Annotated in this window: 20 protein-coding genes and 1 pseudogene; 9 read left to right on the forward strand and 12 right to left on the reverse strand. The window is 63.5% G+C overall.

Annotated elements, in window-relative coordinates; all coding sequences use genetic code 11:
* Nucleotides 1–43: 43 nt before the first annotated feature.
* From AC1RZR_RS16910 to AC1RZR_RS16940, 7 genes are all read left to right on the forward strand, one after another.
* Nucleotides 44–1,030 carry an ABC transporter permease gene (locus AC1RZR_RS16910; RefSeq protein WP_477274346.1) on the forward strand — a complete coding sequence of 329 codons (987 nt, stop codon included), beginning with the start codon at nucleotides 44–46 and terminating at the stop codon, nucleotides 1,028–1,030.
* Between the two features lie 58 nt (nucleotides 1,031–1,088).
* On the forward strand, nucleotides 1,089–2,114 hold the full coding sequence (locus tag AC1RZR_RS16915; RefSeq protein WP_477274348.1) for a sugar ABC transporter substrate-binding protein: 1,026 nt from the start codon (nucleotides 1,089–1,091) through the stop codon (nucleotides 2,112–2,114).
* A 75-nt stretch (nucleotides 2,115–2,189) separates the two neighbouring features.
* Entirely contained in the window at nucleotides 2,190–4,313 is a 2,124-nt protein-coding gene (locus tag AC1RZR_RS16920) for an ABC transporter permease (RefSeq protein ID WP_481825349.1), read from the forward strand.
* Nucleotides 4,310–5,359: an SMP-30/gluconolactonase/LRE family protein gene (locus AC1RZR_RS16925; protein WP_481825350.1), complete on the forward strand. Its 1,050-nt coding sequence runs from the start codon at nucleotides 4,310–4,312 to the stop codon at nucleotides 5,357–5,359. The genes AC1RZR_RS16920 and AC1RZR_RS16925 overlap by 4 nt, the downstream gene beginning before the upstream one ends.
* The gene (locus tag AC1RZR_RS16930) at nucleotides 5,359–6,855 is read left to right on the forward strand and encodes a sugar ABC transporter ATP-binding protein (protein ID WP_481825351.1); all 1,497 of its coding nucleotides are present in this window, start codon (nucleotides 5,359–5,361) and stop codon (nucleotides 6,853–6,855) included. Before AC1RZR_RS16925 ends, AC1RZR_RS16930 begins: the two co-directional genes overlap by 1 nt.
* Before the next feature lie 224 nt (nucleotides 6,856–7,079).
* Nucleotides 7,080–7,487, forward strand: coding sequence for a carboxymuconolactone decarboxylase family protein (locus AC1RZR_RS16935; protein WP_481825352.1), 408 nt, complete (start codon nucleotides 7,080–7,082; stop codon nucleotides 7,485–7,487).
* A 28-nt stretch (nucleotides 7,488–7,515) separates the two neighbouring features.
* A complete protein-coding gene (locus AC1RZR_RS16940) occupies nucleotides 7,516–8,046 on the forward strand; it encodes a GNAT family N-acetyltransferase (RefSeq protein ID WP_481825353.1) in 531 nt (176 codons plus the stop codon).
* A gap of 57 nt (nucleotides 8,047–8,103) precedes the next feature.
* Here AC1RZR_RS16940 and AC1RZR_RS16945 read toward each other — a convergent pair whose 3' ends face one another.
* From AC1RZR_RS16945 to AC1RZR_RS16995, 11 genes and pseudogenes are all read right to left on the reverse strand, one after another.
* Complete coding sequence (locus AC1RZR_RS16945) at nucleotides 8,104–8,991, reverse strand: amidohydrolase family protein (protein ID WP_481829074.1); 888 nt, start codon at nucleotides 8,989–8,991, stop codon at nucleotides 8,104–8,106.
* Nucleotides 8,991–10,108 (reverse strand): annotated as a pseudogene (locus tag AC1RZR_RS16950) (vWA domain-containing protein). The gene AC1RZR_RS16945 and the pseudogene AC1RZR_RS16950 overlap by 1 nt, the downstream one beginning before the upstream one ends.
* Before the next feature lie 5 nt (nucleotides 10,109–10,113).
* The gene (locus AC1RZR_RS16955) at nucleotides 10,114–10,995 is read right to left on the reverse strand and encodes an AAA family ATPase (RefSeq protein WP_481829075.1); all 882 of its coding nucleotides are present in this window, start codon (nucleotides 10,993–10,995) and stop codon (nucleotides 10,114–10,116) included.
* A gap of 9 nt (nucleotides 10,996–11,004) precedes the next feature.
* Nucleotides 11,005–12,009 carry a xanthine dehydrogenase family protein molybdopterin-binding subunit gene (locus AC1RZR_RS16960; RefSeq protein WP_481825354.1) on the reverse strand — a complete coding sequence of 335 codons (1,005 nt, stop codon included), beginning with the start codon at nucleotides 12,007–12,009 and terminating at the stop codon, nucleotides 11,005–11,007.
* Nucleotide 12,010: 1 nt separating this feature from the next.
* Nucleotides 12,011–13,378 carry a xanthine dehydrogenase family protein molybdopterin-binding subunit gene (locus tag AC1RZR_RS16965; RefSeq protein WP_481825355.1) on the reverse strand — a complete coding sequence of 456 codons (1,368 nt, stop codon included), beginning with the start codon at nucleotides 13,376–13,378 and terminating at the stop codon, nucleotides 12,011–12,013.
* Between the two features lie 11 nt (nucleotides 13,379–13,389).
* On the reverse strand, nucleotides 13,390–13,872 hold the full coding sequence (locus AC1RZR_RS16970; RefSeq protein ID WP_481825356.1) for a (2Fe-2S)-binding protein: 483 nt from the start codon (nucleotides 13,870–13,872) through the stop codon (nucleotides 13,390–13,392).
* A gap of 61 nt (nucleotides 13,873–13,933) precedes the next feature.
* On the reverse strand, nucleotides 13,934–14,728 hold the full coding sequence (locus AC1RZR_RS16975) for an FAD binding domain-containing protein (RefSeq protein WP_481825357.1): 795 nt from the start codon (nucleotides 14,726–14,728) through the stop codon (nucleotides 13,934–13,936).
* A gap of 12 nt (nucleotides 14,729–14,740) precedes the next feature.
* Entirely contained in the window at nucleotides 14,741–15,184 is a 444-nt protein-coding gene (locus tag AC1RZR_RS16980; RefSeq protein ID WP_477274369.1) for an SRPBCC family protein, read from the reverse strand.
* A gap of 132 nt (nucleotides 15,185–15,316) precedes the next feature.
* A complete protein-coding gene (locus tag AC1RZR_RS16985; protein WP_481825358.1) occupies nucleotides 15,317–16,144 on the reverse strand; it encodes a helix-turn-helix domain-containing protein in 828 nt (275 codons plus the stop codon).
* Between the two features lie 238 nt (nucleotides 16,145–16,382).
* Entirely contained in the window at nucleotides 16,383–17,381 is a 999-nt protein-coding gene (locus AC1RZR_RS16990) for an ABC transporter permease (protein ID WP_477274373.1), read from the reverse strand.
* A 40-nt stretch (nucleotides 17,382–17,421) separates the two neighbouring features.
* Nucleotides 17,422–18,162: an ATP-binding cassette domain-containing protein gene (locus AC1RZR_RS16995; protein WP_477274375.1), complete on the reverse strand. Its 741-nt coding sequence runs from the start codon at nucleotides 18,160–18,162 to the stop codon at nucleotides 17,422–17,424.
* 440 nt (nucleotides 18,163–18,602) lie between these two features.
* Between AC1RZR_RS16995 and AC1RZR_RS17000 the strand changes: the two genes are divergently transcribed.
* Nucleotides 18,603–19,592, forward strand: coding sequence for a sugar-binding protein (locus AC1RZR_RS17000; protein WP_477274377.1), 990 nt, complete (start codon nucleotides 18,603–18,605; stop codon nucleotides 19,590–19,592).
* Nucleotides 19,593–19,774: 182 nt separating this feature from the next.
* Nucleotides 19,775–20,557, forward strand: coding sequence for a FadR/GntR family transcriptional regulator (locus AC1RZR_RS17005; RefSeq protein WP_477274379.1), 783 nt, complete (start codon nucleotides 19,775–19,777; stop codon nucleotides 20,555–20,557).
* A gap of 111 nt (nucleotides 20,558–20,668) precedes the next feature.
* Here the strand turns inward: AC1RZR_RS17005 and AC1RZR_RS17010 are convergent, their stop codons facing one another.
* The gene (locus tag AC1RZR_RS17010; protein ID WP_481825359.1) at nucleotides 20,669–21,607 is read right to left on the reverse strand and encodes an NAD(P)-dependent oxidoreductase; all 939 of its coding nucleotides are present in this window, start codon (nucleotides 21,605–21,607) and stop codon (nucleotides 20,669–20,671) included.
* Nucleotides 21,608–21,627 lie beyond the last annotated feature (20 nt).

The following is a 21,627-nucleotide window of genomic DNA, read 5'->3' on the forward strand; positions in this document are numbered from 1 at the left end:
CTTTCCCAGGGATGGCAGCGCTGCCATCGGGGCACACGCAGACATGAACACGATCGGCTGGCCGAATTTCAGAAGCCTGAATCAGGAAGGTATTGTCTTTGCCATCGCGGTGGTGCTGTTCGTTGCTGCCGCCATCGGTCTGCCGGGCTTCCTCGACCCCAACAATCTCGTCGCCATCGTCCGCTCGGTATCGGTGCTCGGCATACTGGCGCTCGGCATGGCGGTCGTCATCATCGGCCGGGGCATCGACCTGTCCGCCGTGGCGATCATGGCGATGTCGGTTGCCTGGTATCTGCAACTTCTGAATTCGGGAACAGCCGACGGGCTGGCCTTCGCCTATGTGCTGGCCGGCGTGCTCGCCATCGGCCTGCTCAACGGCTTCCTCGTCGCCTATGCCGATGTGCCGGCGATCTTCGTGACGCTGGCGACAGGCTCCTTCGTCTTCGGCTATGTGCGCTCGCAATTGATCACGCAGGATGCCGTGCCGGTGCCGCAGGGCCATTGGGTCGAGCTTCTCGGCGGCCTGCGCTTCCTCGACATTCCCATCGAGGTGTTCGTCTTCGCCGGCCTGGCTTTCCTGTTCTTCCTGTTCCTGCGCTACACCAAATGGGGCCGCTACATCTATTTCGCCGGTGACAATCCGGTGGCGGCGCGCAACATCGGCATTCCGGTGCGGCCGATGCTGGTGCTGCGCTACGTGCTGTCTGCCTTCGTCGCGCTGATCGCAGGCCTGCTGACGGCAGCCAGCCTGCATTCGATCAACACCCGCGTCGTCAACTCGACGCTGCTCTACGACATCGTGCTGGTGGCGGTGATCGGCGGCATCGGCCTGTCCGGTGGGCGGGGCGGGGTGCGCAATGTGCTGGTCGGCGCGGCGCTGATCGGCATCCTCTTGAACGCCATGACCATCATCGACATTCCGCTGCTCTACCAGAACCTGATCAAGGCGGCGATCCTGCTGGGGGCGATCATCGTCGACGGCATCATCAACCCACGTGACGAACAGACCGCGCAGCAAGGCGATATCTAAACCAAACGCGGGCGGTTGGGGCCGTCCGTGGAGACCAACAGCAAACAGAGGATGTGACATGAAACTGATCAAGACACTCATGGCCGCCGCCACGGCGCTTGCCGTTACCGCCTTCGTGGCGCCCAGCTTTGCCGCCGACGATCCGGGCCCGGCCGCCTATGCGCAGGCGCTGAAGGGCAAGCGCGTCATGCTGGTGCCGCTGGCGATGGGCTTTGACCTGGCACAGGGCTGGTCACACTATCTGAAGACCGAAGTCGAGGCCTGGGGTGGCGTGTTCGAGACGCGCGACCCGAACTGGGTGGTCGATGCCGGCGCGCAGGCGATCACCGACGCCATCTCGTCGGATACCAGGCCGGACGTGCTGATCATCCACGCGCCGGACCTCAACTCCTATTCCAAGCTGATGAAGAAGGCGCAGGCCGCGGGCACCTATGTGCTGTTGGTCGACAATCCGGCCAACTTCCCCGCCGACGCCTTCGTCGGCAGCGACTGGGACCGGCTTGGCCAGCTCGAGGCGGAAGCGGCGATCAAGGGTTGTGGCGAAAACTCGTCGAAGAAGATCGGCCTGGTGCAGGGCGACCAGGCGAACTCCTCCAGCCTCTACCAGTATGCCGGCATCATGAAGGTGCTGGACAAGCATCCCGACTTCAAGGTGGTGGCCAAGCCCGACTCCAACTGGGATGCAACGACCTCGCGCAACGTGACGACGACGATGCTGCAGCAGAACCCCGATATCTGCTCGATCATCGACTTCTGGGATGGTGACGCCACCGGCGCCTCCGCCGCGATCCGCGATGCCAAGCTCGAGGGCAAGGTGTTCCTGGTCACCACCGGCGGCGGCGAGAAGACCGCCGATTGCGACAAGCTGCAGGATGGCACCTATGGCGCCGTGGTGATGACCGATCTTGCCCGCCAGTCGGGCGACATGAACGCCATCATCAAGTTCCTGCTGCAGAGCGGCCAGCCGGCCGGCACCTCGCACACCTACATCTACACCCTGGAGAAGGCGACGACCAAGGCGGACCTCAAGCCCGACAGCTGCTGGGACCTGAAGGCACTGCAGGCCGAAGCGGCGGCGAAATAGACCGATCCTTGCCAACACCAATCAACGAGGTGGCCGGATTGCCCGGCCACCTCTTTCTCTTGCAGCAGTGACCTGATGTCCTTTCGCGAACGCCTGCAGTCCTGGCGCTACAATCTCGTGCCCGACCATCTGGTCGGCGAGATCCTGACCAAGCGCTGGACCGACAACGCCATTCCGTTCCTGGCGCTGGTGGTGACATTGGCGACCTTCGGCTCGATCATTCCGGGCTTCTTCAAGCTCACCGCGCTGCAGGAATCGACCCGCCAGCTTGGCGAGTTCTCCATGGTCGTCACCGGTATGACGGTGGTGATGCTGGGCGGCGGCATCGACCTGTCGGTCGGCTCGATCTTCGCACTGTCCTGCTTCTCGGCCGTCTATGTCTTCTTCATCCTCGAACAGTCGATCTGGCTGGCGCTGGCGGCCTCGCTTGCCACCGGCCTCGTGTTCGGCGCCATCAATGGCTATCTCGTCGGCTACCTTCGCCTGCGCGCCTTTCTCACCACGCTGGTCACCTTCATATTCGGGCGGGCGCTGTTCGATATCCTCGTCACCACCTACGCCGCCGATGTGCAGCTTTCGACAGCTACATCGGATGTACTCGACTTCATCGGCGACAGCACTTTCTGGGGCCTGTCCGTCTCGGTGTGGCTGGCGATCATCCTGGCTATCGTCACCCACATCGCGCTGACGCGTTCGCGGCCGGGCTGGCACGTGCTGGCGGTCGGCGGCTCCAGGCGCTCGGCGCACAATGCCGGCATCCGCGTGCGCCGCACAGTATTCATGACCTATGTCTTTTCCGGTTTCTGTGCCTCGATCGGCGGTTTTCTCATCGCCTGCCGGCTGAGCGGAGCAGGGCCGGGGACCGGCCTCAACCTCGAGATCATGGCGCTGACGGCGGCGGTGGTCGGCGGCGTGAGCCTCGGCGGCGGCCGCGGCTCGGTGATCAAGGGGCTGATGGGCGCGATCATCGTCTTGACCATGACCAACGGGCTGATCCGGCTGGGCTACGGCACCGGTACCAACCAGATGGTGCTGGGCATCATGCTGGCGGTCGCGGTGACCATCGACATCCGCTGGCTGAAGAACCGCCACAAGGTGCTGAACGAGGTCTATGTCGCGCCGGTCTATCTCAAGATGGGCGCGACCCAATCGGCCGCGCCCGGCTCAGGCACGCCTTACGAACTCGACAACCGGTTGTCTGACGCCGACCATATCGGGCTTGGCGAACTGGAAGGACCGGAAGATGTCATTCTCGACCGCGACGACCATCTCTATTGCGGCACGCGCCATGGCGAGATCGTCCGCTTCTTCGCACCGGACTATGTCAGATCGGAAGTGTTTGCCCACATCGGCGGCTTTCCGCTCGGCCTTGCCTTCGACAAATCAGGCAGTCTGATCAGCTGCGTCGGCGCCATGGGGCTCTATTCCGTGTCGCCGGATCGCGAGGTGAAACGCCTGTCGGCCGAGACGTCGCGCTCGTGGACCTCGATCGTCGACGATGCGCGGCTGCGCGACCCCAACGACTGCGACATCGCACCCGACGGCCGCATCTATTTCACCGACTCGACCAAGCGCTACGACGCCCATGACTGGGCGCTGGACTCGATCGAGAACCGCGCCACCGGACGGCTTTTGGTCTACGACCCGAAGGACGGATCGACGAAGACGCTGCTCGACGGCTACCGCTACACCAACGGTGTGTGCATGGCGCATGACGGCACGTCGCTGTTTTTCGCCGAAAGCTGGGCCTGCCGCGTGCATCGCTACTGGCTGGAAGGGCCGAAGGCGGGCACCGCCGAATGCGTCATCCGCGACATGCCGGGCTACCCCGACAACATCAACCGCGCCTCCGACGGCAACTACTGGATGGCGTGGCTCGGCATGCGCACGCCGAGCTTCGACCTATCGCTACGCCACCCCGACATGCGCAAGCGCATGACGCGCCGGCTGCCGCAGGACGAATGGCTGTTCCCCAACATCAACACCGGTGGCGTGGTGAAGTTCAACGAAAAGGGCGGCATCATCGAGGCGATGGGCGACCTCACCGGCGGCGCACACCCGATGGTCACCTCGATGCGCGAGCACAAGGGTTATCTGTTCGTCGGCGGCATCCTCAACAACCGCATCGGCCGCTACAAAATCGCAGGCGCCAACCCGAACTGGACCAGTCCCGCTTCCTATTGGGGAGCAAAGCCATGATCCTCGATCCGGTGCTGGACCTTTTTCGCGGCAAGGCGGTGACCATTCCGCCGCTCGATGGGGCCTTCCGCCCCAACACGCGACTGGATGACGCGCCGGCTTTCACTGAGCTGACCGAGCCGGACAATCTGTTGATTTCCAGCGACAGGCTGTTGTCCTCCAGCGGCAACGCCATCTTCGCGATTGCTGCCGGGGCGGAGCCAAGCGTGGTCGAGACTTTTCCGTCTCCGGTCACGGCGCTGGCGCTCTCGCCATCGGGTGAACTGACGGTTGGGTTGGAGAGCGGCAGGCTGCTGACTGGCGGCAAGGAGGTTTCGCTGCCTGCCGGGGTCCGTTGCATCACAGCACTTGCCTATGCCGACGACGGCACGCTGTGGCTAGCCAATGGTTCGGCCGAGCATACGCCGTCGCAATGGGCCGCTGACCTGATGAAGAAGGGCGCGTCTGGTTCGCTTTGGAAGCTGGACGCGGCGGGCGGCAACTTCCACAAGGTGGCCGGCGACATCGCCTACCCCTATGGGCTGCATCCGATGGGGCGGGATGTGCTGGTCAGCGAAAGCTGGCGTCACCAACTGGTGCGGTTTGACGGCGTGACCGGCAACCGTTCGACGGTGTTGACGCATCTGCCCGGCTATCCCGCGCGGCTATCGCCGGCGGCCGATAGCGGGGCGTGGCTGACCTTGTTTGCGCCGCGCAACCGGCTGATCGAGTTCGTGCTGCAGGAGACGCACTACCGCCAGGACATGATCGAGCAGGTGCCGCCGGCCTATTGGATCGCGCCGGCGCTGGCCTCCAGCCGCAGTTTCCTCGAACCGCTGCAATGCGGCGGCATCCGGACCATGGGCATCCACAAACCGTGGTCGCCAAGCCGCTCCTACGGGCTGGTGGTCAGGCTCAACCGCAACATGCAACCGCAATTCAGCCTGCACAGCCGCGCCAACGGCACGCGCCACGGCATCTGCAGCGTCGCCGAAAAGGACGGCCTGCTGTTCGTCGCCTCCAGGGGCGGCGACTGCGTGCTGTCCGTCGCCACGGGGGGCTTCTGATGGAACCGATCGTTCGTCTGGAGAACGTCACCAAGACCTATCGCGGCGTGCCGGCGGTGAAAAACGTCAACTTCGAGCTGCGCAAGGGCGAGATCCACGCGTTGCTCGGCGAGAATGGCGCCGGTAAGTCGACGCTGACCAAGATCATTGCCGGGGTGGTCGACGCCACGTCCGGCAAGATGTTCCACAAGGGCCAGGAGATCGCCTACGCCTCGCCGCATGCAGCGCTTGAGGCGGGTATCGCCATGGTGTTCCAGGAGACCAGCCTGGTGCCGTCGATGACTGTGGCGCAGAACCTCTATCTCGGCACCGAAAAATTCCTCAACCGGCTGCGCGGCACCTACATCTCGGCGCAGCAGTTCCTGCAATCGCTGAATTTTCCAGTCGACCCCAACGCCATGGTGGCGACGCTGGGTGCGGCCAAGCGGCAGATGGTCGAGATCGCGCGCGCCGTCCACCACAATGCCGAGATCATCATCTTCGACGAGCCGACGGCGACGCTGACGCCGGAGGAGAAGCGGCACTTCTTCGCTCTGATCCGGCGGCTGAAGGCGAGCGGCGTGTCGATCGTCTTCATTAGCCACGCGCTGGAAGAGGCGCTTGATATCGCCGACCGCATCACCATCCTGCGCGATGGCGAACTGGTCATCACCGACGACACATCGACCTTCGATCGCGACCGGATCGTCGCCGCCATGGTCGGGCGTACGCTGTCAGGGCAGATCTATCGGCAACGCGACGAAGCGAAGCTGCGCAAGGCCGGCAAAAAGGTGCTGTCGGTGCAGGACATCTCGATGAGCAATGTCGTGCGCAACAATTCGTTCTCAATCTTCGAGAGCCAGATCACCGGCGTGTTCGGGCTGATCGGCTCGGGCCGCACTGAGACGTTCAAGATCGTTTCCGGCATCTACAAGCGCGATTTCCTGCGCGGCGGTGCCATCGAACTCGACGACAAACCCGTGCGCTACCTCGTGCCGAGCGAGGCGGTGGCCGACGGCATCGTCTACGTCACCGAGGACCGCAAGAGCGAAGGCATTTTCGAGACGATGGGCGTTGCCGAGAACCTGTTCGGCGGGCTGCTGGCGGCGGGCCGCGAAAAGGCCTGGGTGATCAACCAGCAGGAGATGCGCGCGCTGTCGGCCGAATGGACCAGGACGCTGAACATCAAGGCGATCAACGACAATGCGCGTGTCGTCGAGTTGTCCGGCGGCAACCAGCAGAAGGTGGTGATCGGCAAGGGACTGGTGCAGCAGCCGCGCATCGTCATCTTCGACGAGCCGACCCGCGGCGTCGATGTCGGCGCGATCGCCGAAATCCACCAGATCATCAACCGGCTGGCCGACGAAGGCCTGGCCGTCGTCGTCATCTCGTCCTATCTGCCGGAAATCATGAACCTGTCCGATCGCATCCTGGTCTGCCGGCAGGGCCGCATCGTCGAGGAATTCTCACCGGCGGAGGCGACGGAGGAGAAGATTATGTATGCGGCGGTGCATTAGATTCAGGTGAGGCCGGCCTGCAAATGGCGGCTCCCTCCGCTTCCGGTGCTCACGTACGAAAAGTACGCTCCGCTCCGGTTCTCGGAATCCACCATTTTCGACTCGGCCTGACCTGAATCGTTACGCTGCCGCTAGAAAGCTGAATCATCCGAATGGATTGGCCGCGATTGCTTAAGGCCTGATTCAATGCGCTCACACGGCGATTCAAATGAAAGGACGACATCATGGCCACCACAAGACTTCTCAGCGATGCCGAGGTGGAGAAAATCCCGGCCGTGAAAGCCGTATTCGACGACATACGCGCTACGCGCAAATCCGATTTCGTCAACAATTTCTGGCGCGGGCTGGCCAATGATCCACCGGCGCTGAAGCGGATCTGGGAACAGTTGAAGGTGGTGATGGTCGCCGACAGCGCCATCGATCCATTGACCAAGGAGATGATCTATATCGCGGTGTCGACCGCCAATAGCTGTTCCTACTGTGTCCACTCGCACACCGCCGCCGCTCGTGCGAAAGGCATGACCGATGCACAGCATGGCGAACTGGTGTCGATCATCGGGCTGGCCGGCCAGACCAACCATCTGGTCACGGCGATGCAGATTCCGGTCGATCCGCAGTTCGAGGTGAAGTGAGGGCGGCTGCTTTCCGGGGTGAATTTCCATGGACAAAAGCACCAGATTTCCAACCTCGCTCTCTGGCTACGAGATTGAAGGCCTGATTGGAATTGATGCTTCACGACTGGTGCCGCTGTATCAGGGCTGCTCGGACTATGTCGTGCTGGAACGAGGCGAGCCGCCCAACGCTGCCAGTGCAAAGGAGGAATTTGAGAACTTTCCACCGAACCGGACGGAAGCCGACAAGTTCGTATTCGGGGTGAAGGCAATCGATGGCGAACTTGTGGGCTTGCTGGCCTGCGACCGCAACTATCCGCGAGTGGAGTGTTGGTGGATCGCATTGTTCATGATCGACAAAGAACTTCGCGGAAGAGGGTTGGGGCGAGCACTGTGCGACGACTTTTTCAGGTGGCTGAAATCCCAGAACGTCAAGTGGGTGGAACTCGGCGTGCTCGCAGAAAATGAGCAGGCTCATCGCTTTTGGCGGCGGCAAGGCTTCAAGCTGGTGCGGACGGCGGGACCAGTCAGCATTGGGGCAAAACGGCATATGGTCCAGGTTTTAGGCCGGCCGTTGTGAGCATATTCATCACATGCGCTCGGCCACCTTCTTGAAATGAGAAGGGAAGGCGTGCGCTTATGCCGGCCGATACACCTTCTCTGCCGTGTTCCAGAAAATATCCGCCTCTGCCGCGGCGCCATGCTTGGCCACCGCCGCGCGGTGTGCCTTGATCAGCTCGGCATGGCTGGTCCACAGTTTCTCGACCGGGAAGTTCGAGCCGAACATCAGATGGTTCGCGCCCAGGATGTCGATCGTATTGTCGACTATGTAGGCGATCAGCGCCGGGTCGTTGCGGTGGACGAAGGTGCCGAGGCCAGACAGCTTGGCGTAGAAATTGGGCGCGGCCGACAGCGTGCGCAGGCCTTCCTTCCAGGCCGCGGTGGTTTCCGGCTCCATGCCGGTCAGCATGCCGGCGTGGGTGAGGATGAAATTCGTCTCGGGGTTTTCGCCAACCAGCGTCAGGCCGTCTTTCATCTGGGCGGGGAAGAGCTGCAGGTCGAAGGAGAGACCATAGTCCCTGAGTCGCGCTACATTGGCGCGCACCTTGGGGTCGATGACCTGATCAGCCGAAGCGGCGAAGCGGAAGGCCGGCGTCTCGTGCCAATGCAACTGCATGCGCACGCCGCGCAGCAACGGATATTTTTTCAACCTGTCGATCTGCGGCCTGACATCGTCCACGGTCATGTCGGTATAGCCGACAATGGCGTGCGGCCAGCCGGTCTCGTCTGCGGTCTTCTGCAGGAAGGCGACTTCCTTCTCGAAATCCTCCTTGGCCCAGTTGGTCTGGACATAGACGGCCTTCTCGACGCCAGCGCCCTTCTGGTCGGCGAGGAATTCCTCGATCGGGTAGTCGCGGCGGATCGGCTCGTAGGGGCCGAAGATGCGCGGCACCATCGGCCCGACCAGCCAGGGCTGGTCTTGCTGGCGCCAGATGTGGAAATGCACGTCGATTGCTTTCTGCATCACGAAACCCTCTTCCAGATTGTCGCCGCCGCGGGGGCTGGGCGGGCGAGCGACAGGATGAAATCGGTGAGGCCCTTGAGCGAAGAACCGTCGATGAGATCGTCGAGCACCGGCAGGATGGCGGTGAGTGCCGCCGTTGCCGGCCGGAAGCGCGGGTCGCCGGCCAGCGGCGTTGCCAGTGAAAGCCGGAAGGCACGGGCACTCAGCCGGCGCATCGCCGTCTCCAGTTCGGCGTGGTCGCCGCGCTCCAACGCATCCGAGAGGATGACGACGGCAGCCCCGCGGGCGAAGGCGGAAAAGCGCGGCACCGAGAGGAAGGCGAGCAGCGTCGGCCCCATGCGCGTGCCGCCATCCCAGTCGTCGACCTGGGCTGCTGCGCGGGCCAGCGCCTGGTCGCGGTCGCGAACACGAAGCGCCGTGGTGATGCGGGTCAGCCGCGTGCCGAAGGTGAAGATTTCGGCGCGGTCGGCACCCTGCACGGCGGCATGCGCGAGTTTCAGATAATCGGATGTGTGCAGCCTCATCGAGCCGGAAACGTCGATCAGGATCAGCGCTTGCGCGGCACGGTCTGGCGGCGGCGCAGCAGCGGCCAGGGCACGTCGCCATCGGCGCTGACGATCTCCCTGAGCGACCGGCGCAGGTCAAGCTTGCCGCCCGAGTGGGTGCGCACGGTGCGGAAGGAGCGGCGGGCGGGCAGGGCGCAAGCGAGCTTGCGGCGAAAGGCTGCCAAGCCATCGATGTCGCGCTGGAAATCGCGGGTGCTCAACTGTTCCGCGCCGGAGGACAGCTCGCCGCCTTCCTGCTGGCTGATCACCTCGACCTCTTCCTGGCTCGCGCCGCCATCGTCCTTGATGCGGGTTTCCTCGTCCGCATCGCCTTCGACCACCGCAGATGCGTTGCCATAAAAATGGCTCTGGAAATGCGCCTCGAATTCCTCGCGGCGGTCGGGCGGCGGCGCCAGCGTGGCAAGGGCTGCCTCGCGGACGTCGGCCATCGAGCGCGGCCCCAGCAATGTCACCGCCTGCATGAAGCCGGACACCTGCTCCGGCGCGACGGCAAAGCCGTAGTGGCGCAGCAGTCGGCCGAAGGCGAGGAACGGCGTGGCCGCGCGGGGCATGGCGCTCACGCCAGTGCCTCCTCGACAATCCGGCCAAGCTCCGGCGCGATATAGGAGAGGTCTTCCTCGTCCTTGATCAGCACGCCGATGGCGCGGCGGAAGGCTTCGGGCCATGGGCTGCCGCCTTTTTCCAGAATGGTCGCGGCGTTGGCCCATTCGACAGCCTCGGCGATGCCGGGCGGCTTGGCCAGCGGGCGGGCGCGGATGGTCTGCACGGCTGCCGCCACCGCGCGTGCCGTCGTCTCGGCAACATCGCCGGCGCGCAGCATAATGATGGCGGCCTCGCGCTCGGCGTCGGGATAGCCGATCCAGTGATAGACGCAGCGCCGGCGCAGGGCCTCGGCGAGTTCCCGGGTGCGGTTCGAGGTCAGGATAACGACCGGCTGCGCGGTTGCGCGGATGGTGCCGCGCTCGGGAATGCTGATCTGGAAATCGGAGAGGAATTCCAGAAGCAGCGCTTCGAACTCATGGTCCGAGCGGTCGATTTCATCGACCAGCAGCACACGCTGATCCGGCGCCTTCAGCACCTGCAGCAGCGGCCGGGCGATCAGGAAACGGTCGTCATAGATGTCGATCTCGTGCTCGCCGGCGTGGCGTATGGCGAGCAGCTGGCGCTGGTAGTTCCATTCGTACAGTGCATGCGCGGCGTCGATGCCCTCGTAGCATTGCAGCCGCACCAGATCGCGGCCGAGCAGCTGCGCGATCGCCTTGGCCGCTTCCGTCTTGCCGACGCCCGGCGCGCCTTCGAGCAGCAGCGGCTTGCCCAGCCGAATGGCCAGGAAGATGGCGGTCGCCAGGCTTTCATCGGCCAGATAGCGCGAGGCGGCGAGGTGCTCCGCCACCGCCTCCGGCGAGGCTGCCGATGTCTGGGCGTTCACCTCAGGCATTTCGATCACTCAGTTCGCCGCTTGCGCCTTGAGCGCGCGCAGGATGCGCTCCGGCGTGATCGGCAGCGTATCGATGCGCACGCCGACGGCGTCGAAGACGGCATTGGCGACCGCTGGTATCTGGGGATTGGCGCACATTTCGCCCGGCCCCTTGGCGCCATAAGGCCCGTCGGCCGACGGCCGCTCGAGCACGATGATCTCGGTTTCGGCAAGGTCGCCCGGCCCCGGCATCAGGTACTGGTTGAAGTCGGTGCCACCATGGTCGCGGTTGGGGTAATAGGGCTCGGTCGTCTCATAGAGAGCGTGGCTGATGCCCATCCACGAGCCGCCGACCAGCTGCTGTTCGACCATTTTCGGATTCAGCGCGCGGCCGATCTCGAAGATGTTCTTCACCGTCAGCACGGTGACCTCACCGGTCTCGTCGTCGACCTCGACCTCGGCCACCGTGCAGGCGTGCGCATAGCAGGTCGACGGCTTCATCGCGCCGGTCTCTTTCTCGGGATAGGAGCGCGGGATCAGGAACATGCCGCGTCCCGAAATCGAGCGGCCGCGCTTGAAGTGCGCCGACAGCGCGACATCGAAGATCGAAATCGATTTCTGCGGCGCGCCCTTGACCAGGATGTTACCCTGGCCGTCGGTCTCGAGGTCGGAGGCGTTGACCTCCAGCTCCTCGGCGGCCACTTCCAGCATCACCTGGCGGGCTTCCTTCGCCGCCTGGATGACGGCGTTGCCGGCGCGGTGGGTGCCGCGCGAGGCGAAGGTACCCATGCAGTGCGGGCCGGTGTCGGTGTCGGCTGTGTCGACGACGACGCGGTCGGTCGGCACGCCGATCGTCTCGGCGCAGATCTGCGCCATGATCTGCTTCATGCCCTGGCCGAGATCGACCGATGACAGTGTCACCATGAAATTGCCGGTCGGTGTCGAATGCACCAGCGCCTGCGTCGGGTCGCCACCGAGGTTCATGCCCGTCGGGTAGTTGATCGCGGCAACCCCACGTCCGCGCCTGATCGACATCTCAAGCTCCCTTCACGTAGGACGACATCGCCATGAATTTTTCCGCCACCGGCCAGTTGGCGGCGCGCGAGGCTTCCTGCATGCACTCGATCAGCGCAGCACCCTCGGTCGGCTGGCGATGCGCCTTCATGTCGCCGTCACGATAGGCGTTGATGAAGCGGAATTCGAGCGGATCCATGCCGATCAGCCGCGCCAGCTTGTCCATCTGCACCTCCAGCGCGAAGTCGCCGATGGTGACGCCGAAGCCGCGCATGGCGGAGGAGGGCGTGCGGTTGGTGTAGACGCAGTAGGTGTCGATCCAGACGTTGGGGATGGTGTAAGGACCGGGATAGTGGCCAGCGCCCTTCTGCGCGCCATAGGGCGAATGGCGGGAATAGGCGCCGGCATCGGTGTAGCCGGTGACTTTGCGGGCAACGATGCGGCCATCCTTCATGACGCCGTCCTTGATGACGACCTTTTCGGCGGCGCGCGGCGAGGAAATCTGCATCTCCTCCTCGCGGCTGTAGATGAAGGAGACCGGACGGCCGGTGAGCTTGGCGCCAAGGATGGCGATCGGCTCGACGATGACGTCGACCTTGCCGCCAAAGCCGCCGCCGACGGTGCCGCCGACGAAATGGAGCTTGTTGCCGGGCATTTGCAGAATGATCGAGGCATTGTCGAGGGTGAAGAACATCGCCTGCGTGTTGGTGTAGCAGGTGAAGCGGTCATTGCCTTCGGGGACCACTACGCAGCCGGTGGTCTCTGTCGGCGCATGCTCGATCGGTGAGGATTGATAGCTCTGCTCCAGCACATGGTCGGCGGCCGCGAAGCCCGCCTCGACATCGCCAAAACGCACCTTGCGGCATTCGCCGCTGTCATAGAGGTAGTGGTTCTGGCCGTGATATTCGTTGACCAGCGGAGCGCCCGGCTTCAGCGCCTCCTCCATGTCGAAGACGGCCGGCAGCACCTCGTAGTCGACCTTGACCTTGGCGGCGGCTTCTTGTGCCGCGCGCTCGGTTTCGGCGAGCACCGCGACGACGGCTTCACCTTTCCAGCGCACCTTGCCGTCGGCCAGCACCGTCTCGTCCTCCGGGCCGATCTGGATCAGGATCAGGATGGTGTACACATTGTGCGGTACGTCCTTGGCGGTGAGGATTTTTACCACGCCGGGGTGCTTCTCGGCTTCCGAGGTGTCGATCGAGCGGATGCGGGCATGGTGGTGCGGGCTGCGCACCATCTTCAGGTGCAACATGCCGGGGAAATTGCGGTCGGCGAAAAAGGCAGTCTTGCCGGTGACGTGGCCGGGCGAATCCGAGCGCGGTCTCGGCTGGCCGATCTCGTGCAGATCATCCTTGCGGACATCGGCGAAGTAGCTCTTGCGCAGTTCCATGTTTGCTTCCCTCAAGCGGCGCTCTGCGAATTGGCGCGGGCGGCGATCAGAACCGCCTGGATGATCGGCTCGTAGCCGGTGCAGCGGCAGATGTTGCCCGACAGCGCCTCGATCACCTCGTCGCGGCTGGGGTTGGGCGTGTGGTCGAGCAGCACCTTGGCGGCCATGATCATCCCTGGTGTGCAGAAGCCGCATTGCGTGGCGAATGCATCGAGGAAGGCACGCTGCAACGGGTGCAGAACGCCGCCCTCCGAAAGCCCGGACGTCGTGTTGATGGCCGCCCCGTTGCAGGTCTCGGCCAATGTCAGGCAAGACAGCCTGAGCTCGCCGTCGATGATCACCGAGCAGGCACCGCAGGTGCCCTGATGACAGCCGCCTTTCGGCGAGGTGTCGCCGATCTTGTCGCGCAAGGCGTGAAGTAACGTCGTGCCACTGTCGATGAATTCGGCCTTTTCAGAACCGTTGAGCGTGAACTGGACCGGGACCTTTGCCATGTTTCCTCCTTGCGCGCCTGCCCGATTGATCGGACAGACGCGCGCCCCCCAACCGGTGTTTTCAGGCCAGCAGCAGCCGGCCGAGATGGACCGGCAGCACTTCGTTGCGATACCAGGCGCTGGCGATGGGATCGGTCGCCGGCGAGGTGCCCTCGTTGGCCAAGGCCAGCGCCGGCGCGATGCCGTCTAGGGTCAGGCTTTGGCCGATCAGCGCTTTTTCCGCCGCTTTGGCGCGCATCGGCCGGTCGGCCATGCAGCCCAGCGCGATCCGTGCCGAAGACACCGTGCCGTCCGGCGATTGTTCCACAGCGGCGGCGATGCTGAGCACCGAGACGCCTTTCGGCTTGACCCTCGACACTTTCAGGAAGCGAAAGCCGTCAGCCTTCGGAAGCGTGAAACCGACGGAGGTGACGATGGCGCGGTTGCTGTCGCGCCCTGCCAGAAAGGTCTCGACCGGTATCTCGCCATTATCGGTGTTGACCGTCGCATCGAGCGCCAGCAGGGCAACGGCGAAATCGCCATAGGGCGCCGGTGCGAACAGATTTCCGCCGACGGTCGCCATGTTACGGACGGCCGGACCACCAACGGCGCGCGCGGCACCGGAGAGGGCGCTGAGGTCCGGATGACGGGCGATCGCCGCCATGGTGACCGATGCACCGATGCGGACCTTGCCGTCGGTGACGGTGATTGCTGAAAGCGACGGCTCGGTCGAGCGGACAAGGCTGGAGACCGAAACGTCGCCTTCATTCGCTGCGCGCACCACAAGCGTGCCGCCGCCGAGATAACGGGTCCCGGCGGATTTCAGCGCTGCGTTGGCGTCCTTCACCGTTGCAAAAGTCTGCAGTGCTAGCGCCATGATCTGGCTCCTTCAGCTCTGGCCGGCGAAATGGGTCTTCAGCGCATTGAAGCCGCCCTGGAAGACATTGGCGCCCATGCCCTCGGCCAGCTTGTCGGCTTCCTCGGGCGCGGCGTCGAAGCTGGCGGTCCATTCGGCATAGGTGCGGTCCCCATCGGTCACGCGCCTGAGTTGCAGGGTCGCCTTGTGGTTGGTCAGCGGCTGCGGCGTCTCCAGGATGGAGTAGCTGACGAGGAAATTCGGATCGGAGAAGTCGAGCAGCTTTTCACGGATGCGGGCGCCGCTGGCGAGCTGGAAATTGCGCACGCAGCCGATCGTCGCGGCGTCCTTGCCATCCTCGATATGGCTTTCGACCATGCGCGGGTGCCAGCTTGGCAAACCGTTGAAGTCGCGTATGCGCGCCCAGACCTTTTCGACCGGCGCGTCGATGACGCTGGAGATGGTGACGTTCGCCATATCAGATGTTCCCTTGCGATTGCGACAGTTGGGCAAGGGTAGGGCGGCCATTTCAGGGGCGCTTATCAATGCGTCTTGAGCACGTATCAATGCGTCTGAAAAAGGGTGGAGTCTGAAAAGGGTCGCGGCCGGTCAGGCGATCATCCGCGCCGCCTCGCGGTAGAGCGTCGGCGGCACGCCGACATGGTCGCGGAAGAAGCGCGAGAAATTGCCCTGCGTGGTGAAGCCGAGATTGCAGGCGACCGAGATCAGTGGTTCCCGCGACCATTGCAATTGCCGCACGGCTTCCTCCATGCGCAGCGTGTTCCAGTAGACATTGGGCGTCAGATTGGTCTGTTCCTTGAACAGCGCGAAGAAGTGCGGCCGCGACAGGCCGACGCTGCGTGCCACGTCGTCGAAGCAGATGCGCTCGCAGACATTGGCCTTCATCAGCTGGATCGCCTTGCGCACACGGAAATCCTGCATGGTGTTTATGCGGACGCGCGTCTCCAGCGGCGCCGAGGCGTCCGCGGCATCGAGCACGCTGTCGATGAAGCGCTCGATCTCGTAATTGGCGACGTCGTCGACGCTCTCATTGTCGCTGAGGTGGTCGAGCAGATTGCCGGCGGCCTGGTGCAGCCAGGGCTCCAGTGTGATCGCCGCCTGTGAGAACAGTGGCGCAGACGAAGGCAGGTCGCGGCGGCGGCGCGCCCAGTCGGGGTCTATGTAGAAGGCGAGAAACAGGCCTGGCGTGCCGTTGTGCGACAGGACGTGGCTGTGCGGCTGGAAGGAGTTGATGCCGGCGGCGGTGCGGGGTCCAAGCCGTACCGTTTCACGGCCAATGGTCATCTCGCCGGCCGTGCCTTCCAGCCAGATGATCAGATGTGCCTCGCCATGGGCGTGGGTGACGAAGTCGCTTGCGACATTCAGGACAGAAACATGTCCGAACCGGCCCCAGTAGAGCCTGATCGCTTCCGTCATGGTAATCCTCCCGCAGACGACTGGCCTCCCTTCGCCTGCAGCGGGATTGTGCGGCCGAGTTCGGGCGCGCGTCAAGGTGCAGGGCGGCCGTGGTCTTCTGCGACGTGCCTTGGCTGTGGATTTTCAGACTGGGCGATAGGTAGTGAACCGAACAACGGTTGGATGGCCGCGCCGGCGTTGGTGCCTGAAAACGAAGCCTTCACGCCCCACGGGTTTCCACCTTTCGGCATCCATGGTCCTAGTCGCTGCGGCGGAAATTGCGGATGCGATCGAACAGCACCGCAAGCAGGATGGCGCCGCCGATGAACACGCCTTGCCAGAAGGCATTGATGCCGAGCAGGCCAAGGCTGTTGCGGATCACCTCGATCAATGCCGCGCCGACTATGGCGCCGAATGCGGTGCCGACGCCGCCGGCCAGATTGGCGCCGCCGATGACGGTGGCGGCGATTACCTGCAGCTCCATGCCGGTGCCGAGATTGGTGGTCACGGCGCCCAGCCAGCCAGTTTGGATGATGCCGGCAATACCTGCCGACAGCGCCGAGATCATGTAGACGGCGACCTTGATCTGACGCACCGGAACGCCGGTCAGCGTCGCCGCATGCTCATTGCCGCCAATGGCGAAGATGTGGCGGCCGAATTTGGTCCAGCGCAGGATGAAGCCGGTGATCAGCGCCAAAAGGATCATGTAAAGCACTGGATTGGCGATGCCGAACACCCACGCGCCGCCGCCCAGCGCCAGAAGCTTGGCGTGGTCCGGCCCGAACTGGAAGACGACGGTGTTGTTGGAAGCGACCATGGCCAGGCTGCGGGCGATCGACAGCATGCCAAGCGTCACCACGAAGGGTGGAAAGCCGAGATAGGCGATCAGGACGCCGTTGAAGGCACCGATGGCGAGCGCGGTGGCGATCGACGCCAGGATGCCGACCTCGATCGAGTAGCCGGCGTGCATGGTGACGGCCAGCACCATCGACGACAGGCACAGCACCGAGCCGACCGACAGGTCGATGCCACCGGTGATGATGACGAAGGTCATGCCGAGCGCGATGATGGCGACGAAGGTGATGTTGCGGGTGATATTGTAGAGGTTCTTCGATGTCGCGAAGGCATCGGTGGCAAATGACAGGAACAGGCAGGCGAGGATGACCGCGATCACCACCCAGAAGGTCTGGCTGGCAAACAGCCTTGCCGGCAGAGATTGCTGCTTGTGTTCGATCGGCTGGTCAATTGTCAGTGCCATCGTCGGCCTTCATCTGCTGCCATGGTGAAAACGCTTGAAATCATACCTGTTCGATGGCGCCGGTGATCAGCCCGGTGACTTCCTCGGGCGAGCTCGACGCAATCGTCTTGTCGGCGACCTTGCGGCCGCGCCGCATGACGATGACGCGGTCGGCGACGGTGAAGACGTCGGGCATGCGGTGGCTGATCAGCACGACGGCGATGCCCTGGTCGCGCAAATGGCGGATCAGGTTCAGCACTTCGGCGACCTGCCGCACCGAGATCGCCGCCGTCGGCTCGTCCATCAGCACGATCTTGGCTTGCGACAGCATGGTGCGGGCGATCGCTACCGCCTGCCGCTGGCCGCCCGACATCTGCTTGACGAGGTCGCGCGGACGGGTCTCGGATTTGAGCTCGGCGAAGATCTGGCCGGCGCGCTTGTACATCGAGGCGTAGTCGAGAATGCGGAACGGGCCGACGCCGCGGCGCAATTCGCGACCGAGATAGACATTCGCCGCTGCCGTCAGATTGTTGCAGAGCGCCAGATCCTGGTGGACGATCTCGATGCCGTGCTGGCGCGCCTCGACCGGCTTGTGCAGCACCAGGTCCTTGCCGTCCATCTGCATGGTGCCATGGCTCGGGCGGAAATTGCCGGCGATCATCTTGACCAGCGTCGACTTGCCGGCGCCGTTGTCGCCCATCAGGCCGACCACCTGCCCAGGCTCGATCGACAACGAGACGTCGTTGACCGCCTGGATGGCGCCGAAATGCTTCGAGATATTGGTGAGTTCGAGAACTGCCACCAGCCTTCTTGCCTCCCCGTTTTTGCGGCCTGCTGCTGTTCCCAGCATGAATGCTGGCGCTGCTTTGGCCTCGCTCTCCCCAGCTCCTCCCGGAAACAGCGTTAGCGTTCTTTTACGCAAAAGCCGGCGCGCGTCAATCGCCGGATTATTTTAAAAATCCGTTTTGTAGGACAAATAGCATTGACGTTGGTGTCGAGCCGATATTAGCTAAGCGTCGGAGGAGATTATGCCGATCCCGGCTGGCGGTTCGCCGGGTGGAATCGGCGGAGGCTTATCGGTCGGGGATTCGGCATGTTTGAGCCGGTCTAACGCCGCATCTGGAAATGCTTATCGACCTGTCTGGCGACACGAGCGTTCGCGAAACGACCTCTGTCATTGCACATCCGGGTTGATCTGTGTGGCGGGCACGCCGTGTCCGTCTGTTTCAAGGGAGGACTGACATGAAAAAATCACTTTTGCTCGCCGCCGTCGCCATGATGGCGCTTGGCGCCGGACCGGCTTTGGCCAAGAAACAGCTCGTCATTGTCGTGAAAGGTCTCGACAATCCGTTCTTCGAAGCCATCCACCAGGGCTGCGAGAAATGGAACAAGGAAAACGCCAGCTCGGAATATGAATGCTTCTACACCGGTCCGGCGTCGACTTCGGACGAGGCCGGCGAGGCGCAGATTGTCCAGGACATGCTGAGCAAGGCCGACACCGTGGCGATGGCGATTTCGCCGTCCAACGCGCCGCTGATCGCGCAGACGATCAAGACCGCCAATCCGACGATCCCGATCATGACGGTCGATGCCGACCTCAGCAAGGAAGATGCGGCGCTGCGCAAGACCTATCTTGGCACCGACAACTATCTGATGGGCAAGAAGATCGGCGAGTACATCAAGAAGGGCAAGCCGAATGGCGGCACGATCTGCACCATCGAGGGCAATCCTGCTGCCGACAACATCCTGCGTCGTGCGCAAGGCATGCGTGACGCATTGTCGGGCAAGGAAGGCCTCGCTGCACTTGCCGGCGAAGGTGGCTGGACCGAAGTCGCCGGCTGCCCGGTGTTCACCAATGACGACGGCGCCAAGGGCGTGCAGGCGATGACCGACATCCTCGCCGCCAACCCCAAGCTGGATGCGTTCGGCATTATGGGCGGCTGGCCGTTGTTCGGTGCCCCGCAGCCCTATCGCGATCTGTTCGGGCCGCTCAAGGACCGGATCGCCAGCAACGACTTCGTCATCGGTGCCGCCGACACGATCGGCGACGAGGTGGCGATCGCCAGGGATGGCCTGGTGACGGCTCTGGTCGGTCAGCGGCCGTTCGAAATGGGCTACAAGGCGCCATCGGTGATGATCGACCTGATCGAAGGCAAGGCCGTCGCCGATCCGGTGTTCACCGGTCTCGACGAATGCACCAAGGACACGGTCGACACCTGCATCCAGAAGTAGGGTCCTGATTTCGGGGCGCTCGGCAACGGGCGCCCCGTCAATTCCTGAACGGGACGCTGTGGTTGGGGCAACAGGCTCCGGCTTTGGCGCGTCCGTGGTCTGGATTTTTCGGCAACGAGATCGGCGCGCCGTGCAGGTTCGGACCAGTCCGGACGACAGACGGCCGACGCATTGGAACGTGGATGCCGGACGAGAAGTCAAAGAAGCAAGCCGACCGGGCCAAGGCACAAGCCAGCCGCCGTCCGGCTGTCATGCGCAGGGCTGGTGCCGCGCACTTTCCGGGAGCGAGCGTCCATGTCTCGCTGGCCAGCGAGATCGGTCTGCGGATCGTGCGCGGCGACTATCCGCCTGGCACCATCCTGCCCAACGAGGCCAAATGGGCCGAGATCTTCAATGTCAGCCGTTCAGCGGTGCGCGAAGCCATCAAGATGCTGATGGCCAAGAGCCTTCTGGCCTCGCGTCCCAAGATCGGCAGTTGGGTCGAGCCGAAAGAGCGCTGGAACCTGCTCGACCGCGACGTGCTGGCGTGGTACGCGACGGCGCCCGACCGCGAGGCCTTCCTGCGCACCGTGCAGGAGTTTCGCCATATCATCGAGCCGGAAGCGTCGGCCTTTGCCGCCATGCGGCGCAGCGACGAGGAGATGGCCGAAATCAGCCAGGCCTGCCGTGAGATGGGCGATGCCTTGAGCCTGCAGGAGCGTATCCGCGCCGACACGCGTTTTCATCTCGCCATCCTGCGCGCCTCCGGCAACGATCTTCTGGTGCCGCTCGGAGTGCTGATCGAATCGGCACTCGACCATCTCTTCGACTTCACGACGCAGCGAGTTGGTGATCAGCGGCAGGCACAGAAGCTGCATGAGGCGATCGAGAAGAACATACGCCTGCAGCGTCCGGCCGCCGCACGCAACGCCGTGCACAGGCTGCTTGAAAACACCGATGAAGGGATCGGGCGGTCAAGGCGGTGACTGGCGCATTTTATGCGCGTAACCTCCAGCCGCCCTTCGCAGGCTCAGGGCGTCCGAACTCAAAAAGCCAAGCAATTGGCTTTTCGTCCGCTGCGCGAACCGCTTCTCGCCTCAAAGCGTCTGTTTCTTGCCATCCTTCATCGGCATCAGGTCGACGCCGTTGACCTTGCCGATATGCGTCGCCAGCATTGGCACGAATTGCTCGGCCGGGCCGGTGGCGAAGGCGCCGGCGAAGGAGTTCTTGGTGGCGTTGCCGAGTGGGTTGGCGATGCCGGCCGCACCGGCCATCGATTCCAGATAGGTCAGGTCCTTGAAAGCGTTGGCGATGGAAAATTTGTGGGCGTCGCGGTCGCCTTCCAGCGTCCAGCGCATGAAGGTCTGGTAGAAGCCGCAATCCATGCGACCATTGCGGATGACGCTGTCGAAGCGCGGCGGCGAGATGCCGACCTTCTGCGCCAGCGCCAGCGCCTCGGAATAGATCGCGGCATAGCCGAGCGAGATGAAATTGTTGAGCAGTTTCATGCGGTGGCCATCGCCGGTGTCGCCGATATGGACGATGCGGCCGGCCCAGGTTTCCAGCACCGGCTTCAGCCGGGCAAAGACGGCGTCCGGCGCGCCGACCATGGCGTCGAGCGTGCCTTCCCAGGCCTCCTTCGGCGTACGGCTCAGCGGTGCGTCGACATAATCGATGCCAAGCGCCTTGAGTTCGGCTGCCAGTGCAATGGTCGAGACCGGATCGGAGGTCGAACAGTCGACGACGACCGAGCCCTTTTTCAAGCCCTCCTTGAGGCCGCCGGGGCCGCGAACGATGGCTTCGACTTCGCGCGAGCCGGTGACGCAGATGAAGACGATGTCGGATGCCGCAGCCACATCGCGCGAGGTCGACGCTTCCGTTGCACCGCGGCCCAGCAGGTCTTCCGCCGGTTTGCGGTTCTTGCGGCCGAGAAAGGTCAGGCTGTAGCCCTTGTCGACGATATTCTTGGCGATCCCGTGTCCCATCAGGCCAAGGCCGATGAAGCCGATCTTTTCGCTCGCGGCAGTCGTGTTCATGTCTTCAAGTCCTGTTGAAA

This window comes from Mesorhizobium bavaricum, assembly GCF_056781655.1.

Excerpts from the sequence above, each read along its gene's own strand:
- AC1RZR_RS16910 (WP_477274346.1), top strand. The coding sequence starts at position 44 with ATGAACACGATCGGCTGGCCGAATTTCAGAAGCCTGAATCAGGAAGGT.
- AC1RZR_RS16915 (WP_477274348.1), top strand. The coding sequence starts at position 1,089 with ATGAAACTGATCAAGACACTCATGGCCGCCGCCACGGCGCTTGCCGTT.
- AC1RZR_RS16920 (WP_481825349.1), top strand. The coding sequence starts at position 2,190 with ATGTCCTTTCGCGAACGCCTGCAGTCCTGGCGCTACAATCTCGTGCCC.
- AC1RZR_RS16925 (WP_481825350.1), top strand. The coding sequence starts at position 4,310 with ATGATCCTCGATCCGGTGCTGGACCTTTTTCGCGGCAAGGCGGTGACC.
- AC1RZR_RS16930 (WP_481825351.1), top strand. The coding sequence starts at position 5,359 with ATGGAACCGATCGTTCGTCTGGAGAACGTCACCAAGACCTATCGCGGC.
- AC1RZR_RS16935 (WP_481825352.1), top strand. The coding sequence starts at position 7,080 with ATGGCCACCACAAGACTTCTCAGCGATGCCGAGGTGGAGAAAATCCCG.
- AC1RZR_RS16940 (WP_481825353.1), top strand. The coding sequence starts at position 7,516 with ATGGACAAAAGCACCAGATTTCCAACCTCGCTCTCTGGCTACGAGATT.
- AC1RZR_RS16945 (WP_481829074.1), bottom strand. The coding sequence starts at position 8,991 with ATGCAGAAAGCAATCGACGTGCATTTCCACATCTGGCGCCAGCAAGAC.
- AC1RZR_RS16955 (WP_481829075.1), bottom strand. The coding sequence starts at position 10,995 with ATGCCTGAGGTGAACGCCCAGACATCGGCAGCCTCGCCGGAGGCGGTG.
- AC1RZR_RS16960 (WP_481825354.1), bottom strand. The coding sequence starts at position 12,009 with ATGTCGATCAGGCGCGGACGTGGGGTTGCCGCGATCAACTACCCGACG.
- AC1RZR_RS16965 (WP_481825355.1), bottom strand. The coding sequence starts at position 13,378 with ATGGAACTGCGCAAGAGCTACTTCGCCGATGTCCGCAAGGATGATCTG.
- AC1RZR_RS16970 (WP_481825356.1), bottom strand. The coding sequence starts at position 13,872 with ATGGCAAAGGTCCCGGTCCAGTTCACGCTCAACGGTTCTGAAAAGGCC.
- AC1RZR_RS16975 (WP_481825357.1), bottom strand. The coding sequence starts at position 14,728 with ATGGCGCTAGCACTGCAGACTTTTGCAACGGTGAAGGACGCCAACGCA.
- AC1RZR_RS16980 (WP_477274369.1), bottom strand. The coding sequence starts at position 15,184 with ATGGCGAACGTCACCATCTCCAGCGTCATCGACGCGCCGGTCGAAAAG.
- AC1RZR_RS16985 (WP_481825358.1), bottom strand. The coding sequence starts at position 16,144 with ATGACGGAAGCGATCAGGCTCTACTGGGGCCGGTTCGGACATGTTTCT.
- AC1RZR_RS16990 (WP_477274373.1), bottom strand. The coding sequence starts at position 17,381 with ATGGCACTGACAATTGACCAGCCGATCGAACACAAGCAGCAATCTCTG.
- AC1RZR_RS17000 (WP_477274377.1), top strand. The coding sequence starts at position 18,603 with ATGAAAAAATCACTTTTGCTCGCCGCCGTCGCCATGATGGCGCTTGGC.
- AC1RZR_RS17005 (WP_477274379.1), top strand. The coding sequence starts at position 19,775 with ATGCCGGACGAGAAGTCAAAGAAGCAAGCCGACCGGGCCAAGGCACAA.
- AC1RZR_RS17010 (WP_481825359.1), bottom strand. The coding sequence starts at position 21,607 with ATGAACACGACTGCCGCGAGCGAAAAGATCGGCTTCATCGGCCTTGGC.